This window comes from Enterobacter sp. 301B, assembly GCF_003850715.1.
Lineage (GTDB): Bacteria > Pseudomonadota > Gammaproteobacteria > Enterobacterales > Enterobacteriaceae > Enterobacter > Enterobacter intestinihominis.
The window spans coordinates 1-17,322 of record NZ_PQTC01000024.1; the positions used below are offsets into that span (position 1 = coordinate 1).

Sequence of the window (17,322 nt, forward strand, 5' to 3'; positions counted from 1 at the left end):
CGCGATCAACAACCTGTTTGACTGCTTCAGTTTTAAACTCTTCGGGATAACGCTTACCGCTCATGGGCACCTCTCTTTAAGCCATCTTAAATGACTCTGAGGTGTCTGTTAAACCCGTGGCGATTCAGTTGCCAGATCGTAATAGCCCTGAGTTGAAAAACGATAGGTTGCCAGCGTCAGATTGGTACCCGTCCGGGGGATGAATTTTGAATAGCTGAGTCTGTAGCTCTGTCCGGATGACGTTTTATGGCTATACTCCTGACCGTTCGGGTTGCTCGCGAAAGAAGCGTGCGACTGGGTGATATCCAGAGAAATCGCCCCGGCCTGCGTTCCTAATGCCATACCTGCCTGAGCAGCATAATAACCGTCGCTTTGTTGCCAGCCAGTATAGCCCGTCAGGTAATTTGACAGTCCGTGCTGCCAGGTTGCCTCATAAAACTCTGGTTTATCTCTAAGGTTGAGCTGGCGTAATTTACCCGCCGTAAAGGAAAAGCGGTACGACCCCGGTCTAATGAGCTGGGGCATCGCGGTATATGGGACCAGAAAAAAGTTTTCATTGCCATCTGCCTCCCGGACGGTCACTGTCAGGTCACCACCAAATCCTGTCGGATAAAGATCGTTAATGACGAATTCACCCGGGGATACGGTAGTTTCGTAAATAATGGCGCTGTTCTGGCGTACAATGACTTTCGCATTCGTTCTGGCCATCCCCCTGATTTCAGGTGCATAACCCCGCAGCGAAGCCGGATACATGCGCTCATCACTGGCAATTTGCATACCGGAAAAGGGCAGTGAGTCAAAAACCCTGCCTGTAGTATTAGACTGGCCGACAAGTAAGCGGCCTTTAATGAACGGAATATCCCGCTGCGCATACGAGTTCAGAGACTGATAATCCTTTTTCCCGTCATCTGACCAGGAATAAGAGCCATTATGACGGAAATACCATGCTCCGAGATTGAAACCGGTATTCAGCGAGGCAAACAACGATTTATAATCGTAATGACTGGACTGACTTGTCCAGGCGTTAAGGCCATAGCTGAGAAATGCAGCAGGTATACCGCTATCCCAGAGCTCCGGGTTCACGAAACCACGCGCAGAACGATGGACATATTTTTGCGGCAACGTAATATCCAGTACCTGCTCTCCGGCATCGAACTCGACCCTGGCATTGGGGATGCGAGATAAGATCTCGGTGCAGCCATCAGCATTTGGCAGTCGCACTGTGTCGGTCTCATTGATTCTTTCCCAGGCCAGAGGGATCGCTTTCAGTAATTCAGGCGTTATACAGACATAACCAGAGTTATCCGCCCGGGTTTTAATCTCGATATTTTCATTCCCTACTTCACTCCCATTTACCCGAATAGAGGCATAATATTTCCCGGGTAAAAGAAAACCGCGCTTTGAAAAGCGGCTGATATCGACGGGTTGATTGTTTTGTAACATCAGTACATCACTGATAAATTCAACGTCCCCGGTCCCGGGGTCAGGTATCACTTCTGACAGAGGATTCTCAGGCTGCGCTCCTGTGTGTTCCATTGCTTCAGTTGAATGCGATATACTGCAAAAACCCGCAACAGCTGCTGCAAGAAAGCTCTTGCGGAAATATTTATTATGGTTTTTCACGTTATATTCCCTGTCAAACAGACGTTATTGAACAGCAGCAGATTTCGCAGTGACTGCGCCATAATCATTGACGGCGTCAAAGTGAATCGTTTGTCCATGCCTTACCTGCAACGGAAACGACTCAGCATCAAAAGGTGCTATCATTTTCCCTTCGGTCTTTTTTCCATTCGCTTTTACGCCAGAAATAGATACATTCCAGGGCGTTTTATTGATGGCCTGTAATTTCCCGTCTACGGTTTTCCATTCGAGCTTATCCGGAGCTTCAATGGATTTCCCCTGAAGCGCCTGCGGCCGATAAAAAAGTTTTATCCGGGTACGAAAAGCGATTTGTAAAAAATTATCATCTTTCTTTGCACTGTTACGTGCTGGCACTTCAAGCACGTTAAGCCAGAATACTGACTCTTTATCTGAAGGCAGGTGTTTTCCGGTAAAACTGATCTGTAGTGTCTGACCTTTGCCGGGATCAACACGGTTTATCGGGGGCGTCACAATAAAGGGGGCAGTGCTGGTATCCGGAGATTTACTCATAACTCCATCATCAACCCAGCTCTGGATAAGTACGGGGGATTTACCATTATTATTAAGTTTCACACTGACAGAGCGCTCGCCCTGAGAGTAAATCACCCGGGTACCGGTAATAACAATACTGGCTTTCACGGGCGCGCTAAGCAGCACCAGAAAAAGTATGCATAGTGTCTGAATAAAAAAAAAGGTATGCTTCCGCTGCATAGGCATAAATCCACCCTCTCTGAAAGGGGGCCGAAGCCCCCTGATTAATAAAGTACGTTGAATTACATGTACTGAATGGAGTAAACCACCTGGCTGATAACTGTCCCGGCAGTGGTTGCAGCATCAGCAAAATACTCAACTGAATAAGGCAGATTTGCACTGCCGGATGAAACATCAACATAAGTTGTGTTGGCAGCCTGATTGCCGTTACCCGCCACAATGACACCTCCAGTAGCAGAGGACTCATCACGCAGCTGCAGGCTGACGCCGGTTGCCGTTCCGGTCTTATTCAGCAGATGTCCGCTGGCTAAATCCACGGTCGGACCTGCTTCAAAGAACGCGGAGGCGTTTTGCAGAGTGCCCTGGCAATTAGTCAGGGCAATATTAAATCCCGTACGCCCCGCGGTCTGGCCTGCAGTAGTCAACTGGTTGGTACCAACGGTAGGCAGAATAACCGTTGCATCTGCACCCTGTGTATCAACGACGGCATCACAGGTAGTGGCAGTCAGTTGACCATTAAAGGTAATGGTTCCTGTCGATGCAGCATTCGCAGAATTTACAGTTGCACCCAGAACAGCAAACAGCGTTAACGCAATAGCACTTTTTTTCATGTCTATATCCTTAGATCATATTTATACACGATAGAGTTGTAATAAGGAGATGTGAAAACATCCTTATCAAACCCCTTACTTAGAATGGTGAAAATCACCAGGCACTACAAAAAAACATAAAGCGTTGAGTTATTAATTTTCAGTATTAAGCACTTCATCTGTTCAAACAAATGAATTTTGGCAATAAACAAACAGAGGTAAACCATGGGACAGCGGTTATAGCATCCCTGTTCTAATTTCACTTAATGCTTTCACTACAAAATGAGCTTCCCCATCACCATTAACCAACATTTTCTGATAAGCAGAACGTTTATAATGACTAATTTTCTTAACCCCAGTTTTATACTTAAAGGAACTAAACTGGGCACCGGTTAAGTTAAAATAGTTGAAAATCACCTGTTCCTCTTTTTGAGTAAGAGATATGCCAGGCATAAAACTTACCCTCTCGTACTTCTTAATTACATCTAACATCCGCGTTGATGAAAGGCATCTGTTGATTACCAGGGCGCCTTTATAACAAACCGCCATTTCTCTTTTACCAAGGGTTCTCAGAGAAAAGATAATATTAGTTCTAAAACGTGCAGCGAAATTTCTGATGAGATTCAAGTCATCCACTGCCAGTATAATGATGCTTTTTTCATTATGGACATCATAAGGAATACCATCAGAAAAACATTCCTGCTGGTTTTGATCTACATAATGACGAAAAACATTCAGATTATTTTCATTCTTTAATAAAAACCCCAACCCATTAAGGTAAAAATAATCATCGGAGATGATAAAAACTGTTTTTTTTACTGTCATGGTATCCGTCCTGTCAGCGGTAGTGTTTTATAAAATCACAAAAAGCAGCTACGGATAAAGGTCGTGAAAAAAAATACCCTTGCATATGTATGATGCCAGCCTTTTCCAGAGCTTCTTTTTGATGTTGATTTTCCACTCCTTCCGCAACAATATGCACCCCGCACAGAGAGGATACTTTTACGATGCCATCAATTAACTTCCGGTAAATTAGTTCAAAGTTCTCTTTTATCTGCGTAACCGAGCGATCCAGTTTTAGAATTGAAACATTACTTACGCCAAAAAATTTCATTGCAGCAGTGTTTATCCCAGCATCATCAATAGCGAACTTCACTCCGATAGAATTATAGAATGTGATTGCATTCAGAATATCACTGGTCGCATCAGTAATATTTCTTTCCACTATCTCAAGCAGGATCACCACGTCTGTTTTGAAATAACTCTTAAACCTCACCACCGCATTTCTGATAGTTTGAGAACTTATCTGACCACAGGTGATATTCAGAGAAAAAACAAAGCCCGATGGGATTTCGCCTGCGCCGTCATTTTTCCTTAACAGTTCTGCCGTTTTCAGTAAAAGCTCTCTTGCATAAAAATCTGCACGCTCAGGCACCTCAAGTTCTTCGATATGCAGCTGATTAAGTATGTATCCTTTTTTTGTTTTTACTCTACAGAGGATTTCTGCTCCCACGATACAGTTATCATAAGTATTAATAACAGGCTGAAGGAAAGGCGTAACATCCATTTCACAATTGTAAGAACATTTCTTTTCAAGTGTATCATTCATTATCAGCATGTTTCATACCCTTCTTTTATCTGTATCGCAGTGTTTATCCTTACTTTCGTTTGCTTCAGCGTGTCCGTCTGCAATGAAACAATCATAACTCTGACTTCTAATTTTTTATATAATATATTGCAAAATATATAAATATCAGACAATTCATCTGAGTATATATGTATTATTAATTTTTTTATTCTTTTATATAGAAATAAGGCTCATCATTGAGAGAGTTTTAAAAACCATCAGAATGTATATAAAACATTCATGTCGGAAGGAGAATTCTATATTTTGATATGATATTTATTGTAAATAACAAAACACTATCATATTCGCGTGACAGATATGTTTAATATGCTAAACTCAGCGCCAAAATCAGTTTCACTATTTCATACAGGTAAAAGTGCCGCAGGTAAGACCTGAAGGATAAGGACAGGTTATGCTCTATATTTTCAATGAGAATATTGTTTATGATGACGCTCAGTGTTCTTTAACTAACTGTAAGAGTTATGACTCGATCCTTCTTCCAGCAACGGCCTCAAGGTTGCTGTCTTTGTTTATCAGATATCAGGGGTCAACTTTAACCCGTGAAGAAATCCTCAATTGCGTATGGGATGAGTACGGTTATAAAGCGTCCAACAATACACTTACACAATATGTATCGTTGATTAGAAAAAATTTTCAGTTACTTGGTGAAACAGCCGATATCATCATCACTATTCCACGTACCGGTTTTGTGATGAACAAAGATGTAGAAGTGAAAATGATCGAACCCGGAGCAGAAAAACAAGACCTGTTGCTTCCGGATACCCGTTCATTCAGTGATGATTTTCTAGCTGACACGGTCGAACAGGGGATGTCTCTTACAGAGACTAATACAGATACAGGCACTGAAGAGGACAGTACGACTTCCATTACAAAAAACAGTAAAAGATTAGTATGGTTTCATGGCCTTAATGCATTGTCATTAATCATGTTCTTACTTATTTGTTATCATATTCAGCTTAAAACTAATGAGATGAAAGTATCCAGGGTATACCAGGTCGGTACGATTGACAGCTGCCCTGTATATATGTTTTTCAGAAGTGCGCATGAACTGCTTCCCGTGAGACTCACCTTAACTGAAAATATAGCCAGAGAATCAATACCCTGCCTCCCAGGAAGTTTTTATATCTCTCAGCAGGAAGACAGCCTGATTTTTGGTGAGACAGGCCGTTTATTCATTAGCAGATGCAGTTATCAGGCTGGCAACAAGAAAAAGTTATCCAGTTGCAAGAGCGTATATAGCCATGAATAAAAAATATAAATTATTAACAATTACTTTATTTGTGTTTTTCTCAGGCATCCTTGTCACTATCAGTAACATGACTAAAAGTGGCAATGTTAACTGCTCTGGAACCTTACAAATGAATTCACCGGGCGATCAAGAGTTTCTCTTTAATGGAACCATCAGTGTGGTGATACGACCGGGTACTGAAAGTATTATCAGTATCTTTGGTACTTCGGTATCAGCAAGACAGCCTTCCCCCATCAATACGCATCTCGTTAATCGGGATATAACATTCACGGTCCTGAGCAGAAACAAAAGCGATTTTTACCTGAGTGATATGAAGACAACAGCTCACCCCGGGGACAGCATGACCGAGACAGAGGCCTCTGGGCTGCTTTTCGATATGTTTGATCTGGAAAACAACAGGCTTACCGTTCGAAGATATCTCAATACCTTTGTTTTTGGCGATGTTCCTCTTCCTTTATTTATTTGTGTGAAAAAAAGATAAAATTTTATATCCCTTTAATCGGTTCAAAATGAAATAAGGTGATTTTCGGACGACCATCTTAACGTTGGTGATATGCACATCTCACGGCAGAGTTCAAACCAGAATCCGGTCAACTGGTCCTGCTCCATAACTTTGCGGTACGACATAACGTATGTCTGTGCTAAATACACTGTGCATATCTTGCCGTTATTCTCGACCTGTTCACAACAGAACGGATAACAAACCAGGCGGGGAGACAAACCAAAGCGATTAGGCGTTTAAATAGAACTTCAGATTGCAACCAAACGAATCCGAAAAGAGATGGCGGGAGAATTTGAAATGGTGCCGATAATAGGAGTCGAACCTACGACCTTCGCATTACGAATGCGCTGCTCTACCAACTGAGCTATATCGGCCCTGAGAGACCGGTTACGAGCGTAACCACGGGGCAAAAGAGTAGATCTAACCGGGTGATGCGTCAATGCCCTTTTGAATCAAACGGCTATTTTTGCATCACCCGAGATTATTTACGCACGAATGGTATCATCACCGAAGCCGATCCACTTGTAGGTGGTCAGCGCTTCCAGCCCCATCGGACCGCGGGCATGCAGCTTCTGAGTGCTCACAGCCACCTCCGCGCCAAGACCAAACTGGCCGCCGTCGGTGAAGCGCGTCGAGGCATTCACGTAAACCGCAGACGAATCCACTTCATTCACAAAACGATCGGCATTGCGCAGGGTGCGCGTCAGGATCGCGTCAGAATGCTGGGTTCCGTGTTCACGAATGTGCGCAATAGCGTCATCGAGATCCGCAACTACCTTCACGTTCAGATCCAGCGACAAATACTCATCGTCGTACTGCTCCGCGTTAACCGGAACGACCTTTGCCGGACCGTCTTTCAGCAGGGCGAGAGCCTTCTCGTCCGCATGCAGCGTAACGCCACTTTCCGCCATCTGCTTGCTCAGCGCTGGCAGGAAGGTACTGGCGATGCCCTGATGCACCAGCAGCGTTTCCACCGTATTACAGGTGCTTGGACGCTGAGTTTTAGCGTTGACGATAATCTTCAGTGCAGGTTCGATCTCCGCGGTGTCATCCACCACGATATGGCATACGCCGATACCGCCGGTAATGACCGGAATGGTGGAATGCTCACGGCACAGCTTGTGCAGGCCCGCGCCGCCGCGTGGGATGAGCATGTCGATGTGTTTGTCCATGCGCAGCATCTCGTTGACCAGCGCGCGGTCGGGGCTTTCAATCGCCTGCACGGCAGCCGCCGGTAAGCCGCACTCCTCCAGCGCCTGCTGAATGACGTTCACCGTCGCGGCGTTGGTGCGCCAGGTCTCTTTCCCGCCACGCAGGATAGCGGCGTTACCGGTTTTCAGGCACAGGGAGGCAACATCCACCGTCACGTTTGGACGCGCTTCGTAAATCACACCGATGACGCCGAGTGGCACACGACGACGCTCAAGGCGTAACCCGCTGTCGAGCACCCCACCGTCAATCACCTGCCCTACCGGGTCGGCGAGGTTGCACACCTGACGGACGTCGTCGGCGATACCTTTCAAACGCGCCGGGGTCAATGCCAGACGGTCGAGCATCGCTTCGCTCAAGCCGTTGCGACGCGCTTCCAGCAGATCCTGCTCGTTGGCGAGCAAAATTTCCTGCGACTGGGATTCCAGATAATCAGCGATTTTTTCCAGCACGCGGTTTTTCTCGCGGCTGGAAAGGAGCGCCAGTTTATACGAGGCGGCTTTCGCGGCTGCGCCCATTTGTTCCAGCATGTTCTGGCTCCTTAACGAATAATCATGTCGTCGCGATGCACGGCAACCGGGCCATATTCATAGCCCAGGATGGCGTCGATCTGCTGGGAATGGTGGCCAGCAATCCGACGCAGCGCGTCGCTGTTATAACGGCTTACGCCATGAGCGATGTCGCGACCTTCAAGGTTACGGATTCGGATCACTTCACCACGCGAGAAGTTGCCTGTCACGCTTTTAATTCCTTTTGGAAGCAACGAGCTTCCTCTTTCCAGAATAGCGGCGGTCGCGCCTTCATCCACGGTCAATTCACCAGCCGGGGGCGCGCCAAAGATCCAGCGTTTGCGGTTTTCCAGCGGGGACGCCTGGGCGTGGAAGCGTGTGCCCACAGAGATGCCTTCCATCACATCACCTATCACGCCCGGACGGCTGCCCGCGGCAATGATGGTGTCGATACCGGCCCGGCACGCCACGTCCGCGGCCTGGAGCTTGGTGCCCATACCGCCTGTCCCAAGACCAGAAACGCTGTCTCCCGCAATGGCACGCAGCGCATCGTCAATGCCGTGAACGTCTTTGATCAGTTCTGCCTGTGGATTGGAACGCGGGTCAGCGGTAAACAGCCCCTGCTGATCGGTCAGAAGCAGCAGCTTATCGGCCCCTGCCAGGATCGCCGCCAGCGCAGAGAGGTTATCGTTGTCGCCTACTTTGATTTCAGCGGTGGCAACAGCGTCGTTTTCGTTGATGACCGGAACGATATGGTTATCCAGCAGCGCGCGCAGCGTATCGCGGGCGTTCAGGAAACGTTCCCTGTCTTCCATATCCGCACGCGTCAGCAGCATCTGCCCGACGTGAATGCCATAAATGGAGAACAGTTGTTCCCAGAGCTGTATGAGTCGGCTTTGTCCTACGGCGGCCAGCAGCTGTTTGGAGGCGATCGTCGCGGGGAGTTCGGGGTAGCCCAGGTGTTCACGCCCGGCGGCAATCGCCCCGGAGGTCACAATCACAATACGATGCCCTGCGGCATGCAACTGAGCGCACTGACGTACAAGCTCAACGATATGGGCACGATTAAGGCGGCGTGATCCGCCTGTTAACACACTGGTACCGAGTTTTACCACCAGCGTCTGGCTGTCACTCATGATTCTCTGCCGTTCAACAATAAGGGAAAATGATGTCAGTCAGACGTTTTAACAGGTGTCAGCCCCGTTGCCAACTGCCTTAGCACATCACCCGTCACTTTGTTGCGCGGGATCAGGAAGCGTAGCGGCAGATTTTGACAATTTTATTACCGAAAAATTAAAACATACTTTTTTAGACATATTCTTACTTTGTCATAAAACGTTCACCCACTAACGATAAAACCCTTCCTGTTTTTCACGGGGTAATAAGTTGAATCTTATTGCTCAGCGAATATTAGCGCGTTTTTATAAAATCAGGATTGAAAATGAAAAAGAGCACTCTGGCATTAGTGGTAATGGGCGTAGTTGCATCCACATCTGTTCACGCAGCAGAAGTTTATAATAAAAACGGTAATAAACTGGACGTGTACGGCAAAGTAAAAGCAATGCACTACCTCAGTGATGATGACGCGAAGGATGGTGACCAGACTTACGTTCGTTTTGGCTTTAAGGGTGAAACGCAGATTAACGATCAGCTGACGGGCTACGGACGTTGGGAAGCAGAGTTCGCGGGTAACAAAGCAGAAAGCGACTCTTCTCAAAAAACGCGCCTGGCATTTGCGGGTATTAAACTGAAAGATTTTGGTTCTTTTGATTACGGTCGTAACCTGGGTGCGCTGTATGACGTCGCCGCATACACCGATATGTTCCCCGAGTTCGGCGGTGACGGCCTGGCGCAGACCGATAACTTCATGACGAAACGCGCTTCCGGTCTGGCCACATACCGTAATACCGATTTCTTTGGCATGGTTGACGGTCTTAATATGACCCTGCAATATCAGGGTAAAAATGAAAACCGCGACGTGAAGAAGCAAAACGGTGACGGCTTCGGTACCTCCCTGAGCTATGACTTCGGCGGCAGCGATTTCTCTGTGATTGGTGCGTATGCCAGCTCCGATCGCACCAATGAGCAAAACCTTCAGGCACGCGGCGAAGGTAAAAAAGCAGAAGGCTGGGCGACCGGTCTGAAATATGATGCCAACGATATATATCTGGCCACTCTCTATTCTGAAACCCGCAATATGGCCCCTATTTCCGGTGGCTTTGCAAATAAAGCGCAAAACTTCGAAGTGGTTGCGCAATATCAGTTTGACTTTGGTCTGCGCCCATCTCTGGGTTACGTGCAGTCTAAAGGCAAAGATATCGAAGGCATCGGCGATGAAGATATCGTGAAATACATCGATGTAGGTGCGACCTATTATTTCAACAAAAACATGTCTGCGTTTGTTGATTATAAAATCAACCAGATCGATGACGATAATAAACTGGGCGTAAGCAGCGATGATATCGTTGCGCTGGGCATGACCTACCAGTTCTGATGTTGTGGTAATAAAAAAACCGGCGCTGAGCCGGTTTTTTTGTGCCCGGTGACGCTGTGCTTACCGGACCTACGGAGTAATACGTTTTTAGGCCGGGTAAGGCGTAGCCGCCACCCGGCGCTGTGACATCATCAGGCTCTCAGTTTCACCGCTTCGCTGGAAAAATCGTCCGCAGGCTCCAGCTTCAGATCCAGTGTTGCCAGCAGGTCGCGAGCTCTGCCGTGAAATTCTTTTAGCGTATGCTCCAGGCGATCGATCACTTCCTGATCTTTGATGCTCGTCGCCTGCCAGTGCCCGTCTTTATTAAACAGGCCAAACTGATAGCTATAGGTAAAACGGTTTTCCTGTGCTTCCATTTCCATCCACCAGCCCCAGAACTCACGTTTTTCGGGTGCAGGCTTCACGTTGACGCAAACAGCCAGGCAGTCGAAAAAAAAGCGATTCTCTTCACACTGCTCTTCTCGAATATACGGGCCAAGAGCCATGAACTTCTTAATCAGTCTACTTTTCGGGTGTCCACTCGGTAACGTCATTGCGATCTCCTTTTGTGAAGCACTGTTTTACCAAACCAACGAAATTTAGCAAACTATTAACACAATCTCTGCGTGATCCAGCGTGTGATCTCTTTAAGCGCTTTGTCAAAATTCTGGTACACCGGGCTGAAGGGTACCTCCAGCAATTTGCCATCCGAAGATGACGAGGTGATTAAGCGTGACTCCTCTTCCGGGCTAAATGGATCGTTCTTCCAGAAACCGGACATCATCGGGGTTGGGCAACGGCGGCCCAGCAAGCCCTGCGTTTTTAATGAATACCGATTAAGTTCAATGCGCAACGCTTCATCTGAAGCATCATGCATGCCAAGTCGGCTCGCCAGCACGTCCAGATACATTTCAGGAACGCTACCCTGACGCGCAGGCTCGCTTAGCAGTGCATGCACTACCGGACCAAGACAGGCGACGGCCTTCAGGCGGGAAGATTCAAGGTAGGCCAGCCGTACCGCGACGTTAGCGCCAAAGCGGAAGCCAAACGCACCTACCCGGGTATGGTCAACCCAGGGGATATTCTCCAGCGCTTTTAATGCATGCTGGTGCAGCAGGCTGGAATCTTGCGTAAGTTTCCATTTGGATGAAAAACCAATTGATGGCATATCGAGCGTCAGCATGGCGATCCCGTTTGGGGCAAAGTAGCGCTCATACAGGCTGTAATAATCAATTTGTAACGAATCCAGGCCGCCGCACATCAGAACCGTCGGGAACGGGCCTTCCCCCTCCGGCATATGCAGGAATCCAGTCACCGGGCTACCGCCGGGAATGGCGAACTCAATTTCACGCATCCGGCCAGGCAGCCGCTGGGCGGCCTCTTCATAAGCCCGGTTTGCCAGCGCCTGGGCCTGCTCCGCCAGTTCGTCTCCTTTCAGATGCGGGTATGCAGCGATGCTGTAAAGGTTTGCCGCATGCAGCCAGTGTTTGCCGCTGAGAGTGGCATCTTCTTCCTGGCCCGCTTTTTGCTGCCAGAGCATGGCCTGCTTTGACCATTCGTAGATCCAGTTCCCGCCACGGTAGCCCACCACCGTGTCGTAGAGATCGCTGTCGGTGCGCTCAGACTCGCTCATCACGATACGCGCCTGCACGTCGAGGATTTCGCGCGGGTCGATACCGCGCCAGATCCACATCAGGCGATTAATCATGCGGTACCAGTGGGGCACGTTTTTACCATCTAACGCTGACTGTACAGCAGGCATGGTCCCCGGATTAAACCGACGCACCAGCGTCGAGGTTTCAGGGTGCTTGAAACGGGGTTTGAAAAGAGTTTCGGTGAGATTCGCCTGCGCCATTGCGTTGCCTCCATGGATACATCACTTGGAGACCATTGTAACGCGTGGCAGGCCAAAAAGAACAACGCCCGGCATAACCGGGCGTGTAAAGTTACGTACTGAAATTAACGGCCAGAAATAGGCGGTACGAAGACCACGCCCATATCCCAAGGCTGTTCAATCCAGGTATCCTGAGGGATATCAATGACGTAATCATCAACCAGGGGACGACCCGCTGGTTTCGCGAAGATAGTGACGAAGTGCGCTTTTGGATACATTTCGCGGATAGCCACAGCGGTACCGCCGGTGTCCACCAGATCGTCGATAACGATAAAGCCTTCACCGTCGCCTTCCGCGCGCTTCAGCACTTTCAGCTCACGCTGGTTATCGTGGTCATAGCTGGAGATACATACGGTATCGACATGACGAATACCCAGCTCACGTGCCAGCAGCGCCCCCGGTACCAAACCGCCACGGCTGACGGCAATAATGCCTTTCCACTGTTCGGAAGGCATCAGACGCGCAGCCAGTTTGCGTGCGTGAATCTGCAACATGTCCCAGGTGACGACGTATTTTTCGCTCATGTGAAGTGTCCCAGCCTGTTTATATACGGCTTAAAAAAATGAGGGTGAACCAGGTTGCGCGAGATTATAGAGATCTGACGCACTAAAAACCAGTGTTACGCGCCATGAGCCTGAGTTTTTACATGCTTAATGCTACCAGCCACGGGAGAAAGTGGTATTCTCAGATGCATCTCGCAAGCCCGTCTTGTGGTAACGATTAACCTGCTAACCCAGTGACCTGCAACATTGTTTTGCAGCGCAACGACAAGGAGACCTATCGTGTCTGAACTGTCTCAATTATCTCCACAGCCGCTGTGGGATATTTTTGCCAAAATCTGCTCCATTCCGCACCCTTCCTATCACGAAGAACAGCTTGCCGAACATATTATGGGCTGGGCAAAGGAAAAAGGTCTGCACGCTGAGCGCGACCAGGTTGGCAATATTCTCATCCGCAAACCTGCCACCGCAGGTATGGAAAACCGTAAGCCAGTGGTATTGCAGGCGCACCTGGACATGGTTCCGCAGAAAAACAACGACACCGTTCACGACTTCACAAAAGACCCGATTCAGCCGTACATCGACGGTGAGTGGGTGAAGGCGCGCGGCACGACCCTGGGCGCAGATAACGGTATTGGTATGGCTTCCGCGCTGGCCGTGCTGGCTGACGACAGCGTTGAACACGGTCCGCTGGAAGTGCTGCTGACCATGACTGAAGAAGCGGGCATGGATGGCGCGTTCGGTCTCCAGGCAAACTGGCTGCAAGCGGACATTCTGATCAACACCGACTCCGAAGAAGAAGGTGAGATCTACATGGGCTGCGCGGGCGGGATCGATTTCATCTCTACCCTGCAGCTGTCCCGCGAAGCGATCCCTGCTGGATTCGAGACCTTTAAGCTGACGCTGAAAGGGCTGAAAGGCGGTCACTCCGGCGGCGATATCCACCTGGGCCTGGGCAACGCCAACAAACTGCTGGCGCGTTTCCTGGCGGGCCATGCCGCTGAACTGGATCTGCGTCTGGTGGACTTCAACGGCGGCACTCTGCGTAACGCGATCCCTCGCGAAGCCTTCGCGACCGTGGCGGTGCCTGCGGCGAAAGCGGATGAGCTGAAAAACCTCTCCAGCCTGTATCTGGATATCCTGAAAAACGAGCTGTCTGAGAAAGAGAAAAACCTGACGGTGGTACTGGAGTCCGTTACAACGGATAAAGCCGCGCTGACCGCACAGTCTCGTGACACGTTCGTCCAGTTGCTGAACGCAACGCCAAACGGCGTGATCCGCAATTCTGACGTCGCAAAAGGCGTGGTTGAAACCTCCCTGAACGTGGGCGTAGTGACCATGGGCGACGACAGCGCAGAGATCATTTGCCTGATCCGTTCCCTGATCGACAGCGGTAAAGAGTACGTTGTGAGCATGCTGGAATCTCTGGGTACCCTGGCGGGCGCGAAAACGTCTGCAAAAGGCAGCTACCCTGGCTGGCAGCCGGATGCAAGTTCTCCGGTCATGGCACTGGTGCGTGAAACCTATCAGAGACTGTTCAACAGCACCCCGAACATTCAGGTTATTCACGCGGGTCTGGAATGTGGTCTGTTCAAGAAACCGTATCCGGATATGGACATGGTCTCCATCGGGCCGACCATTACGGGGCCGCACTCCCCGGATGAGCAGGTTCACATTGAAAGCGTCGGTCACTACTGGACGCTGCTGACTGAGCTGCTGAAAGCAATCCCTGTTAAGTAATAAGCCGTTTGATGCCCGGTGGCGCTTCGCTTACCGGGCCTACGATTAGCCTAATCTACAGTCCCAGCACCAGCTGACGCTCCAGCTGCGGATCCAGCAAGGTGACGTGCAGCCCCACCAGCCTTACCCCTCGTCCGCCCCGCCGCTCTTCCCATGCCTTTTTTGCGGTCGCAATAAGATCCTCTTTGTTGAGGCGTGGCCAGACGTGCTCCTGCGTCGTCTGCTGAAAATCGTTAAATTTCAGTTTGATGCCCTGCCGGGCAATAAGCAGATCTGGTTTGACCTTCAGTAAGCGTCGTTCAAGCTCAGGATAGAGTTGTTCCGTAATAATGGTTTCACACTCTGTCCAGTCATGGATATCTTCGCTCAGCGTGCGTTCAACGCCGACCGATTTACGCAGCCGTTCGTTGTTCACATCCCGGTCATCAATGCCCTGACTGCGTTCCCACAGTACGCGGCCAAACTTACCAAAACGCTTAAGCAGCAGCGCCAGATCGCTGCGCTGAACGTCTTCACAGGTGCGTAGCCCCATACTTTCCAGCTTTGCGGCGGAGACTTTGCCCACGCCGGGGATTTTGCTGAGCGGCAGCGTCTTTAAAAACGCCGGAACCTCTTCCGGGGTGATGACGTACTGGCCGTTGGGCTTATTTAAATCGGAGGCGATTTTGGCGAGAAATTTTATCGGCGCGACGCCTGCCGATGCCGTCAGGTTCAGCTCGTTAAAAATAGTCTGGCGGATCTCCTGCGCCATCAGGGTGGCGGAGCCGTGGCAGTGCACGCTGTGGGTGACATCCAGATAGGCTTCATCCAGCGATAACGGTTCAATCAGAGAGGTGTAGCGGGAGAAGATCTCCCGAATGTGGCTCGATGCTTCTTTATAGGCATCAAAACGTCCGGGCAAAAGAGTGAGATGCGGGCACAGTTTCAGCGCCATCGCTGTCGGCATGGCGCTGCGCACACCGTATTTGCGAGCAGGATAGTTGGCGGTGCTGATGACACCGCGCTGAACCCGGCTGCCGCCAATGGCGATGGGAATATCCCGCAGCGCCGGGTTGTCACGCATCTCCACTGCGGCAAAAAAGCAGTCCATATCGACATGGATTATTTTGCGCATAGTAAGCCCTCACTCATTACTGGATAAGTATACAGTAAACAAATGAGGGTTGAGAAGTATGCGTGGGAATTGTCGGGTGGCGGCGTTGCCTTACCCGACATACAAAACTAAATAATGCGTTGCTGCTCGCGAGCCATCCGTTTTTTTCGCGCATCGCACGGTTCCGGACAATCGCACACTTTTTCCATTCCGATGGAAGATATACCTCCACAGCTGCCCTGGATGCTTTTACGCTTGATGATCCAGCCTAAGGACATCCCGAATATCACCAGTACAAACACCGCAAAGGTCGCCAGAAAGGTCAGCATAATCAACCTCCGAAATCATCGAGCATGATGTTCTCATCTTCCACGCCAAGATCTTTTAGCATCTTAATCACGGCAGCGTTCATCATTGGCGGGCCACACATATAAAACTCGCAATCTTCCGGTGCCGGGTGCTGTTTGAGGTAATTTTCATACAGCACGTTGTGGATGAAGCCCGTATAACCTGTCCAGTTATCTTCCGGCTGCGGATCGGATAACGCCACATGGAAGGTAAAGTTAGGGTTATCACGCGCCAGTTGTTCAAACTCATCGTCATAGAACATTTCGCGCAGTGAACGCGCCCCGTACCAGAAGCTGATCTTGCGCTTGCTGCCAAGGCGTTTGAGCTGGTCAAAGATATGCGAACGCATCGGCGCCATACCCGCACCGCCGCCGATAAAGACCATTTCCGCGTCGGTGTCTTTGGCAAAGAATTCGCCGAACGGGCCGGAAATCGTCACTTTGTCGCCAGGCTTGAGGGACCAGATATAGGACGACATGACGCCAGGGGGTGCATCAGGCACATTCGGCGGCGGCGTGGCGATACGCACGTTGAGCATAATAATGCCCTTCTCTTCCGGATAGTTAGCCATGGAATAAGCGCGAAGCGCGGGCTCTTTTACTTCGGAAACAAAGCGGAAGAGGTTAAATTTATCCCAGTCGGCCCGGTACTCCTCGGGCACGTCGAAGTCAGCATACGCCACGGTGTGTGCCGGACAATCAATCTGAATATACCCACCCGCACGGAACGGGACGCTCTCCCCTTCAGGAACGCGCAGCTTGAGCTCTTTAATGAACGTGGCTTTATTATCGTTAGAGATAACTTCGCACTCCCATTTTTTCACGCCGAAGATCTCCTCCGGCAGCTCAATCTTCATGTTCTGGCGCACAGCGACCTGACACGCCAGACGGCAGCCCTCTTTAGCTTCACGCTTCGTGATATGCGACAGTTCTGTTGGCAGAATATCACCGCCTCCCTCTTTCACCGTCACACGGCACTGTCCACAGGAGCCACCGCCGCCACAGGCAGACGAGACAAAAATCCCGTTGCCGGAGAGCGTATTAAGCAGCTTATCCCCTGCCGGGGTACGGATCTGATTCTGCGGATCGTCATTGATATCAATGATCACATCCCCGGAATTCACCAGCTTCGCACGCGCTGCCAGGATCAGCCCTGACAGCACCAGTACTATCAGCGTGAACATCACCACGCCAAGAATAATTTCCATCTTTTAGC

At 49.6% G+C, this 17,322-nt stretch carries 17 protein-coding genes and 1 tRNA gene; 4 read left to right on the plus strand and 14 right to left on the minus strand.

The features are described from left to right. Positions 1-108 precede the first annotated feature (108 nt). The 5 genes from C3451_RS20175 to C3451_RS20195 form a co-directional block, all read right to left on the minus strand. Positions 109-1,623 (minus strand): fimbria/pilus outer membrane usher protein, encoded by a 1,515-nt coding sequence (locus tag C3451_RS20175; RefSeq protein ID WP_240034221.1) that lies wholly within the window; start codon positions 1,621-1,623, stop codon positions 109-111. Positions 1,624-1,647: 24 nt separating this feature from the next. Continuing rightward, entirely contained in the window at positions 1,648-2,352 is a 705-nt protein-coding gene (locus tag C3451_RS20180) for a fimbria/pilus periplasmic chaperone (RefSeq protein ID WP_233161256.1), read from the minus strand. Between the two features lie 62 nt (positions 2,353-2,414). Then, positions 2,415-2,963: a fimbrial protein gene (locus C3451_RS20185; RefSeq protein WP_045622410.1), complete on the minus strand. Its 549-nt coding sequence runs from the start codon at positions 2,961-2,963 to the stop codon at positions 2,415-2,417. Positions 2,964-3,179: 216 nt separating this feature from the next. After that, on the minus strand, positions 3,180-3,767 hold the full coding sequence (locus C3451_RS20190; RefSeq protein ID WP_045622412.1) for a hypothetical protein: 588 nt from the start codon (positions 3,765-3,767) through the stop codon (positions 3,180-3,182). Positions 3,768-3,780: 13 nt separating this feature from the next. Continuing rightward, positions 3,781-4,560 carry an EAL domain-containing protein gene (locus tag C3451_RS20195; RefSeq protein ID WP_045622414.1) on the minus strand — a complete coding sequence of 260 codons (780 nt, stop codon included), beginning with the start codon at positions 4,558-4,560 and terminating at the stop codon, positions 3,781-3,783. A gap of 421 nt (positions 4,561-4,981) precedes the next feature. On the opposite strand from C3451_RS20195, the gene C3451_RS20200 reads away from it, so the two are divergent. Together C3451_RS20200 and C3451_RS20205 are read left to right on the plus strand one after the other, a co-directional pair. Continuing rightward, positions 4,982-5,839, plus strand: a complete 858-nt coding sequence (locus tag C3451_RS20200) for a winged helix-turn-helix domain-containing protein (protein ID WP_063139313.1) — start codon at positions 4,982-4,984, stop codon at positions 5,837-5,839. Beyond that, positions 5,832-6,320: a hypothetical protein gene (locus C3451_RS20205; protein WP_022647174.1), complete on the plus strand. Its 489-nt coding sequence runs from the start codon at positions 5,832-5,834 to the stop codon at positions 6,318-6,320. The genes C3451_RS20200 and C3451_RS20205 overlap by 8 nt, the downstream gene beginning before the upstream one ends. A gap of 319 nt (positions 6,321-6,639) precedes the next feature. Here C3451_RS20205 and C3451_RS20210 read toward each other — a convergent pair. The 3 genes from C3451_RS20210 to proB all read right to left on the minus strand — a co-directional run bounded on the left by C3451_RS20210 (position 6,640) and on the right by proB (position 9,195). Beyond that, positions 6,640-6,715, minus strand: a tRNA-Thr gene (locus C3451_RS20210). A 111-nt stretch (positions 6,716-6,826) separates the two neighbouring features. Further along, positions 6,827-8,080 (minus strand): glutamate-5-semialdehyde dehydrogenase, encoded by a 1,254-nt coding sequence (proA, locus tag C3451_RS20215; RefSeq protein ID WP_022647151.1) that lies wholly within the window; start codon positions 8,078-8,080, stop codon positions 6,827-6,829. Between the two features lie 11 nt (positions 8,081-8,091). Next, positions 8,092-9,195, minus strand: coding sequence for a glutamate 5-kinase (gene proB, locus C3451_RS20220; protein WP_015571369.1), 1,104 nt, complete (start codon positions 9,193-9,195; stop codon positions 8,092-8,094). 305 nt (positions 9,196-9,500) lie between these two features. Here proB and phoE point away from each other — a divergent pair, with 305 nt between their 5' ends. Beyond that, positions 9,501-10,553 carry a phosphoporin PhoE gene (gene phoE / locus C3451_RS20225; protein ID WP_022647150.1) on the plus strand — a complete coding sequence of 351 codons (1,053 nt, stop codon included), beginning with the start codon at positions 9,501-9,503 and terminating at the stop codon, positions 10,551-10,553. A 131-nt stretch (positions 10,554-10,684) separates the two neighbouring features. Here the strand turns inward: phoE and crl are convergent, their stop codons facing one another. The 3 genes from crl to gpt all read right to left on the minus strand — a co-directional run bounded on the left by crl (position 10,685) and on the right by gpt (position 12,950). Next, positions 10,685-11,086 carry a sigma factor-binding protein Crl gene (gene crl / locus C3451_RS20230; RefSeq protein WP_022647149.1) on the minus strand — a complete coding sequence of 134 codons (402 nt, stop codon included), beginning with the start codon at positions 11,084-11,086 and terminating at the stop codon, positions 10,685-10,687. Positions 11,087-11,142: 56 nt separating this feature from the next. Further along, positions 11,143-12,387, minus strand: coding sequence for an esterase FrsA (gene frsA / locus C3451_RS20235; RefSeq protein ID WP_045622397.1), 1,245 nt, complete (start codon positions 12,385-12,387; stop codon positions 11,143-11,145). A gap of 104 nt (positions 12,388-12,491) precedes the next feature. Next, a complete protein-coding gene (gene gpt, locus C3451_RS20240) occupies positions 12,492-12,950 on the minus strand; it encodes a xanthine phosphoribosyltransferase (RefSeq protein ID WP_003863205.1) in 459 nt (152 codons plus the stop codon). 258 nt (positions 12,951-13,208) lie between these two features. Between gpt and pepD the strand changes: the two genes are divergently transcribed. After that, entirely contained in the window at positions 13,209-14,666 is a 1,458-nt protein-coding gene (pepD, locus tag C3451_RS20245; protein WP_045622398.1) for a cytosol nonspecific dipeptidase, read from the plus strand. Between the two features lie 55 nt (positions 14,667-14,721). Here pepD and dinB read toward each other — a convergent pair whose 3' ends face one another. The 3 genes from dinB to nqrF form a co-directional block, all read right to left on the minus strand. Continuing rightward, positions 14,722-15,780 carry a DNA polymerase IV gene (gene dinB / locus C3451_RS20250; protein ID WP_032624796.1) on the minus strand — a complete coding sequence of 353 codons (1,059 nt, stop codon included), beginning with the start codon at positions 15,778-15,780 and terminating at the stop codon, positions 14,722-14,724. A 107-nt stretch (positions 15,781-15,887) separates the two neighbouring features. Then, positions 15,888-16,088 (minus strand): (Na+)-NQR maturation NqrM, encoded by a 201-nt coding sequence (nqrM, locus tag C3451_RS20255; protein ID WP_003863212.1) that lies wholly within the window; start codon positions 16,086-16,088, stop codon positions 15,888-15,890. Positions 16,089-16,090: 2 nt separating this feature from the next. Further along, complete coding sequence (gene nqrF / locus C3451_RS20260; RefSeq protein ID WP_015571374.1) at positions 16,091-17,314, minus strand: NADH:ubiquinone reductase (Na(+)-transporting) subunit F; 1,224 nt, start codon at positions 17,312-17,314, stop codon at positions 16,091-16,093. Positions 17,315-17,322 lie beyond the last annotated feature (8 nt).

What these genes read in the sequence shown, in the direction of transcription:
- C3451_RS20180 (WP_233161256.1), bottom strand. Translation starts at nt 2,352, where the DNA reads ATGCAGCGGAAGCATACCTTTTTTTTTATTCAGACACTATGCATACTT.
- C3451_RS20185 (WP_045622410.1), bottom strand. Translation starts at nt 2,963, where the DNA reads ATGAAAAAAAGTGCTATTGCGTTAACGCTGTTTGCTGTTCTGGGTGCA.
- C3451_RS20190 (WP_045622412.1), bottom strand. Translation starts at nt 3,767, where the DNA reads ATGACAGTAAAAAAAACAGTTTTTATCATCTCCGATGATTATTTTTAC.
- C3451_RS20195 (WP_045622414.1), bottom strand. Translation starts at nt 4,560, where the DNA reads ATGCTGATAATGAATGATACACTTGAAAAGAAATGTTCTTACAATTGT.
- C3451_RS20200 (WP_063139313.1), top strand. Translation starts at nt 4,982, where the DNA reads ATGCTCTATATTTTCAATGAGAATATTGTTTATGATGACGCTCAGTGT.
- C3451_RS20205 (WP_022647174.1), top strand. Translation starts at nt 5,832, where the DNA reads ATGAATAAAAAATATAAATTATTAACAATTACTTTATTTGTGTTTTTC.
- proA (WP_022647151.1), bottom strand. Translation starts at nt 8,080, where the DNA reads ATGCTGGAACAAATGGGCGCAGCCGCGAAAGCCGCCTCGTATAAACTG.
- proB (WP_015571369.1), bottom strand. Translation starts at nt 9,195, where the DNA reads ATGAGTGACAGCCAGACGCTGGTGGTAAAACTCGGTACCAGTGTGTTA.
- phoE (WP_022647150.1), top strand. Translation starts at nt 9,501, where the DNA reads ATGAAAAAGAGCACTCTGGCATTAGTGGTAATGGGCGTAGTTGCATCC.
- crl (WP_022647149.1), bottom strand. Translation starts at nt 11,086, where the DNA reads ATGACGTTACCGAGTGGACACCCGAAAAGTAGACTGATTAAGAAGTTC.
- frsA (WP_045622397.1), bottom strand. Translation starts at nt 12,387, where the DNA reads ATGGCGCAGGCGAATCTCACCGAAACTCTTTTCAAACCCCGTTTCAAG.
- gpt (WP_003863205.1), bottom strand. Translation starts at nt 12,950, where the DNA reads ATGAGCGAAAAATACGTCGTCACCTGGGACATGTTGCAGATTCACGCA.
- dinB (WP_032624796.1), bottom strand. Translation starts at nt 15,780, where the DNA reads ATGCGCAAAATAATCCATGTCGATATGGACTGCTTTTTTGCCGCAGTG.
- nqrM (WP_003863212.1), bottom strand. Translation starts at nt 16,088, where the DNA reads ATGCTGACCTTTCTGGCGACCTTTGCGGTGTTTGTACTGGTGATATTC.
- nqrF (WP_015571374.1), bottom strand. Translation starts at nt 17,314, where the DNA reads ATGGAAATTATTCTTGGCGTGGTGATGTTCACGCTGATAGTACTGGTG.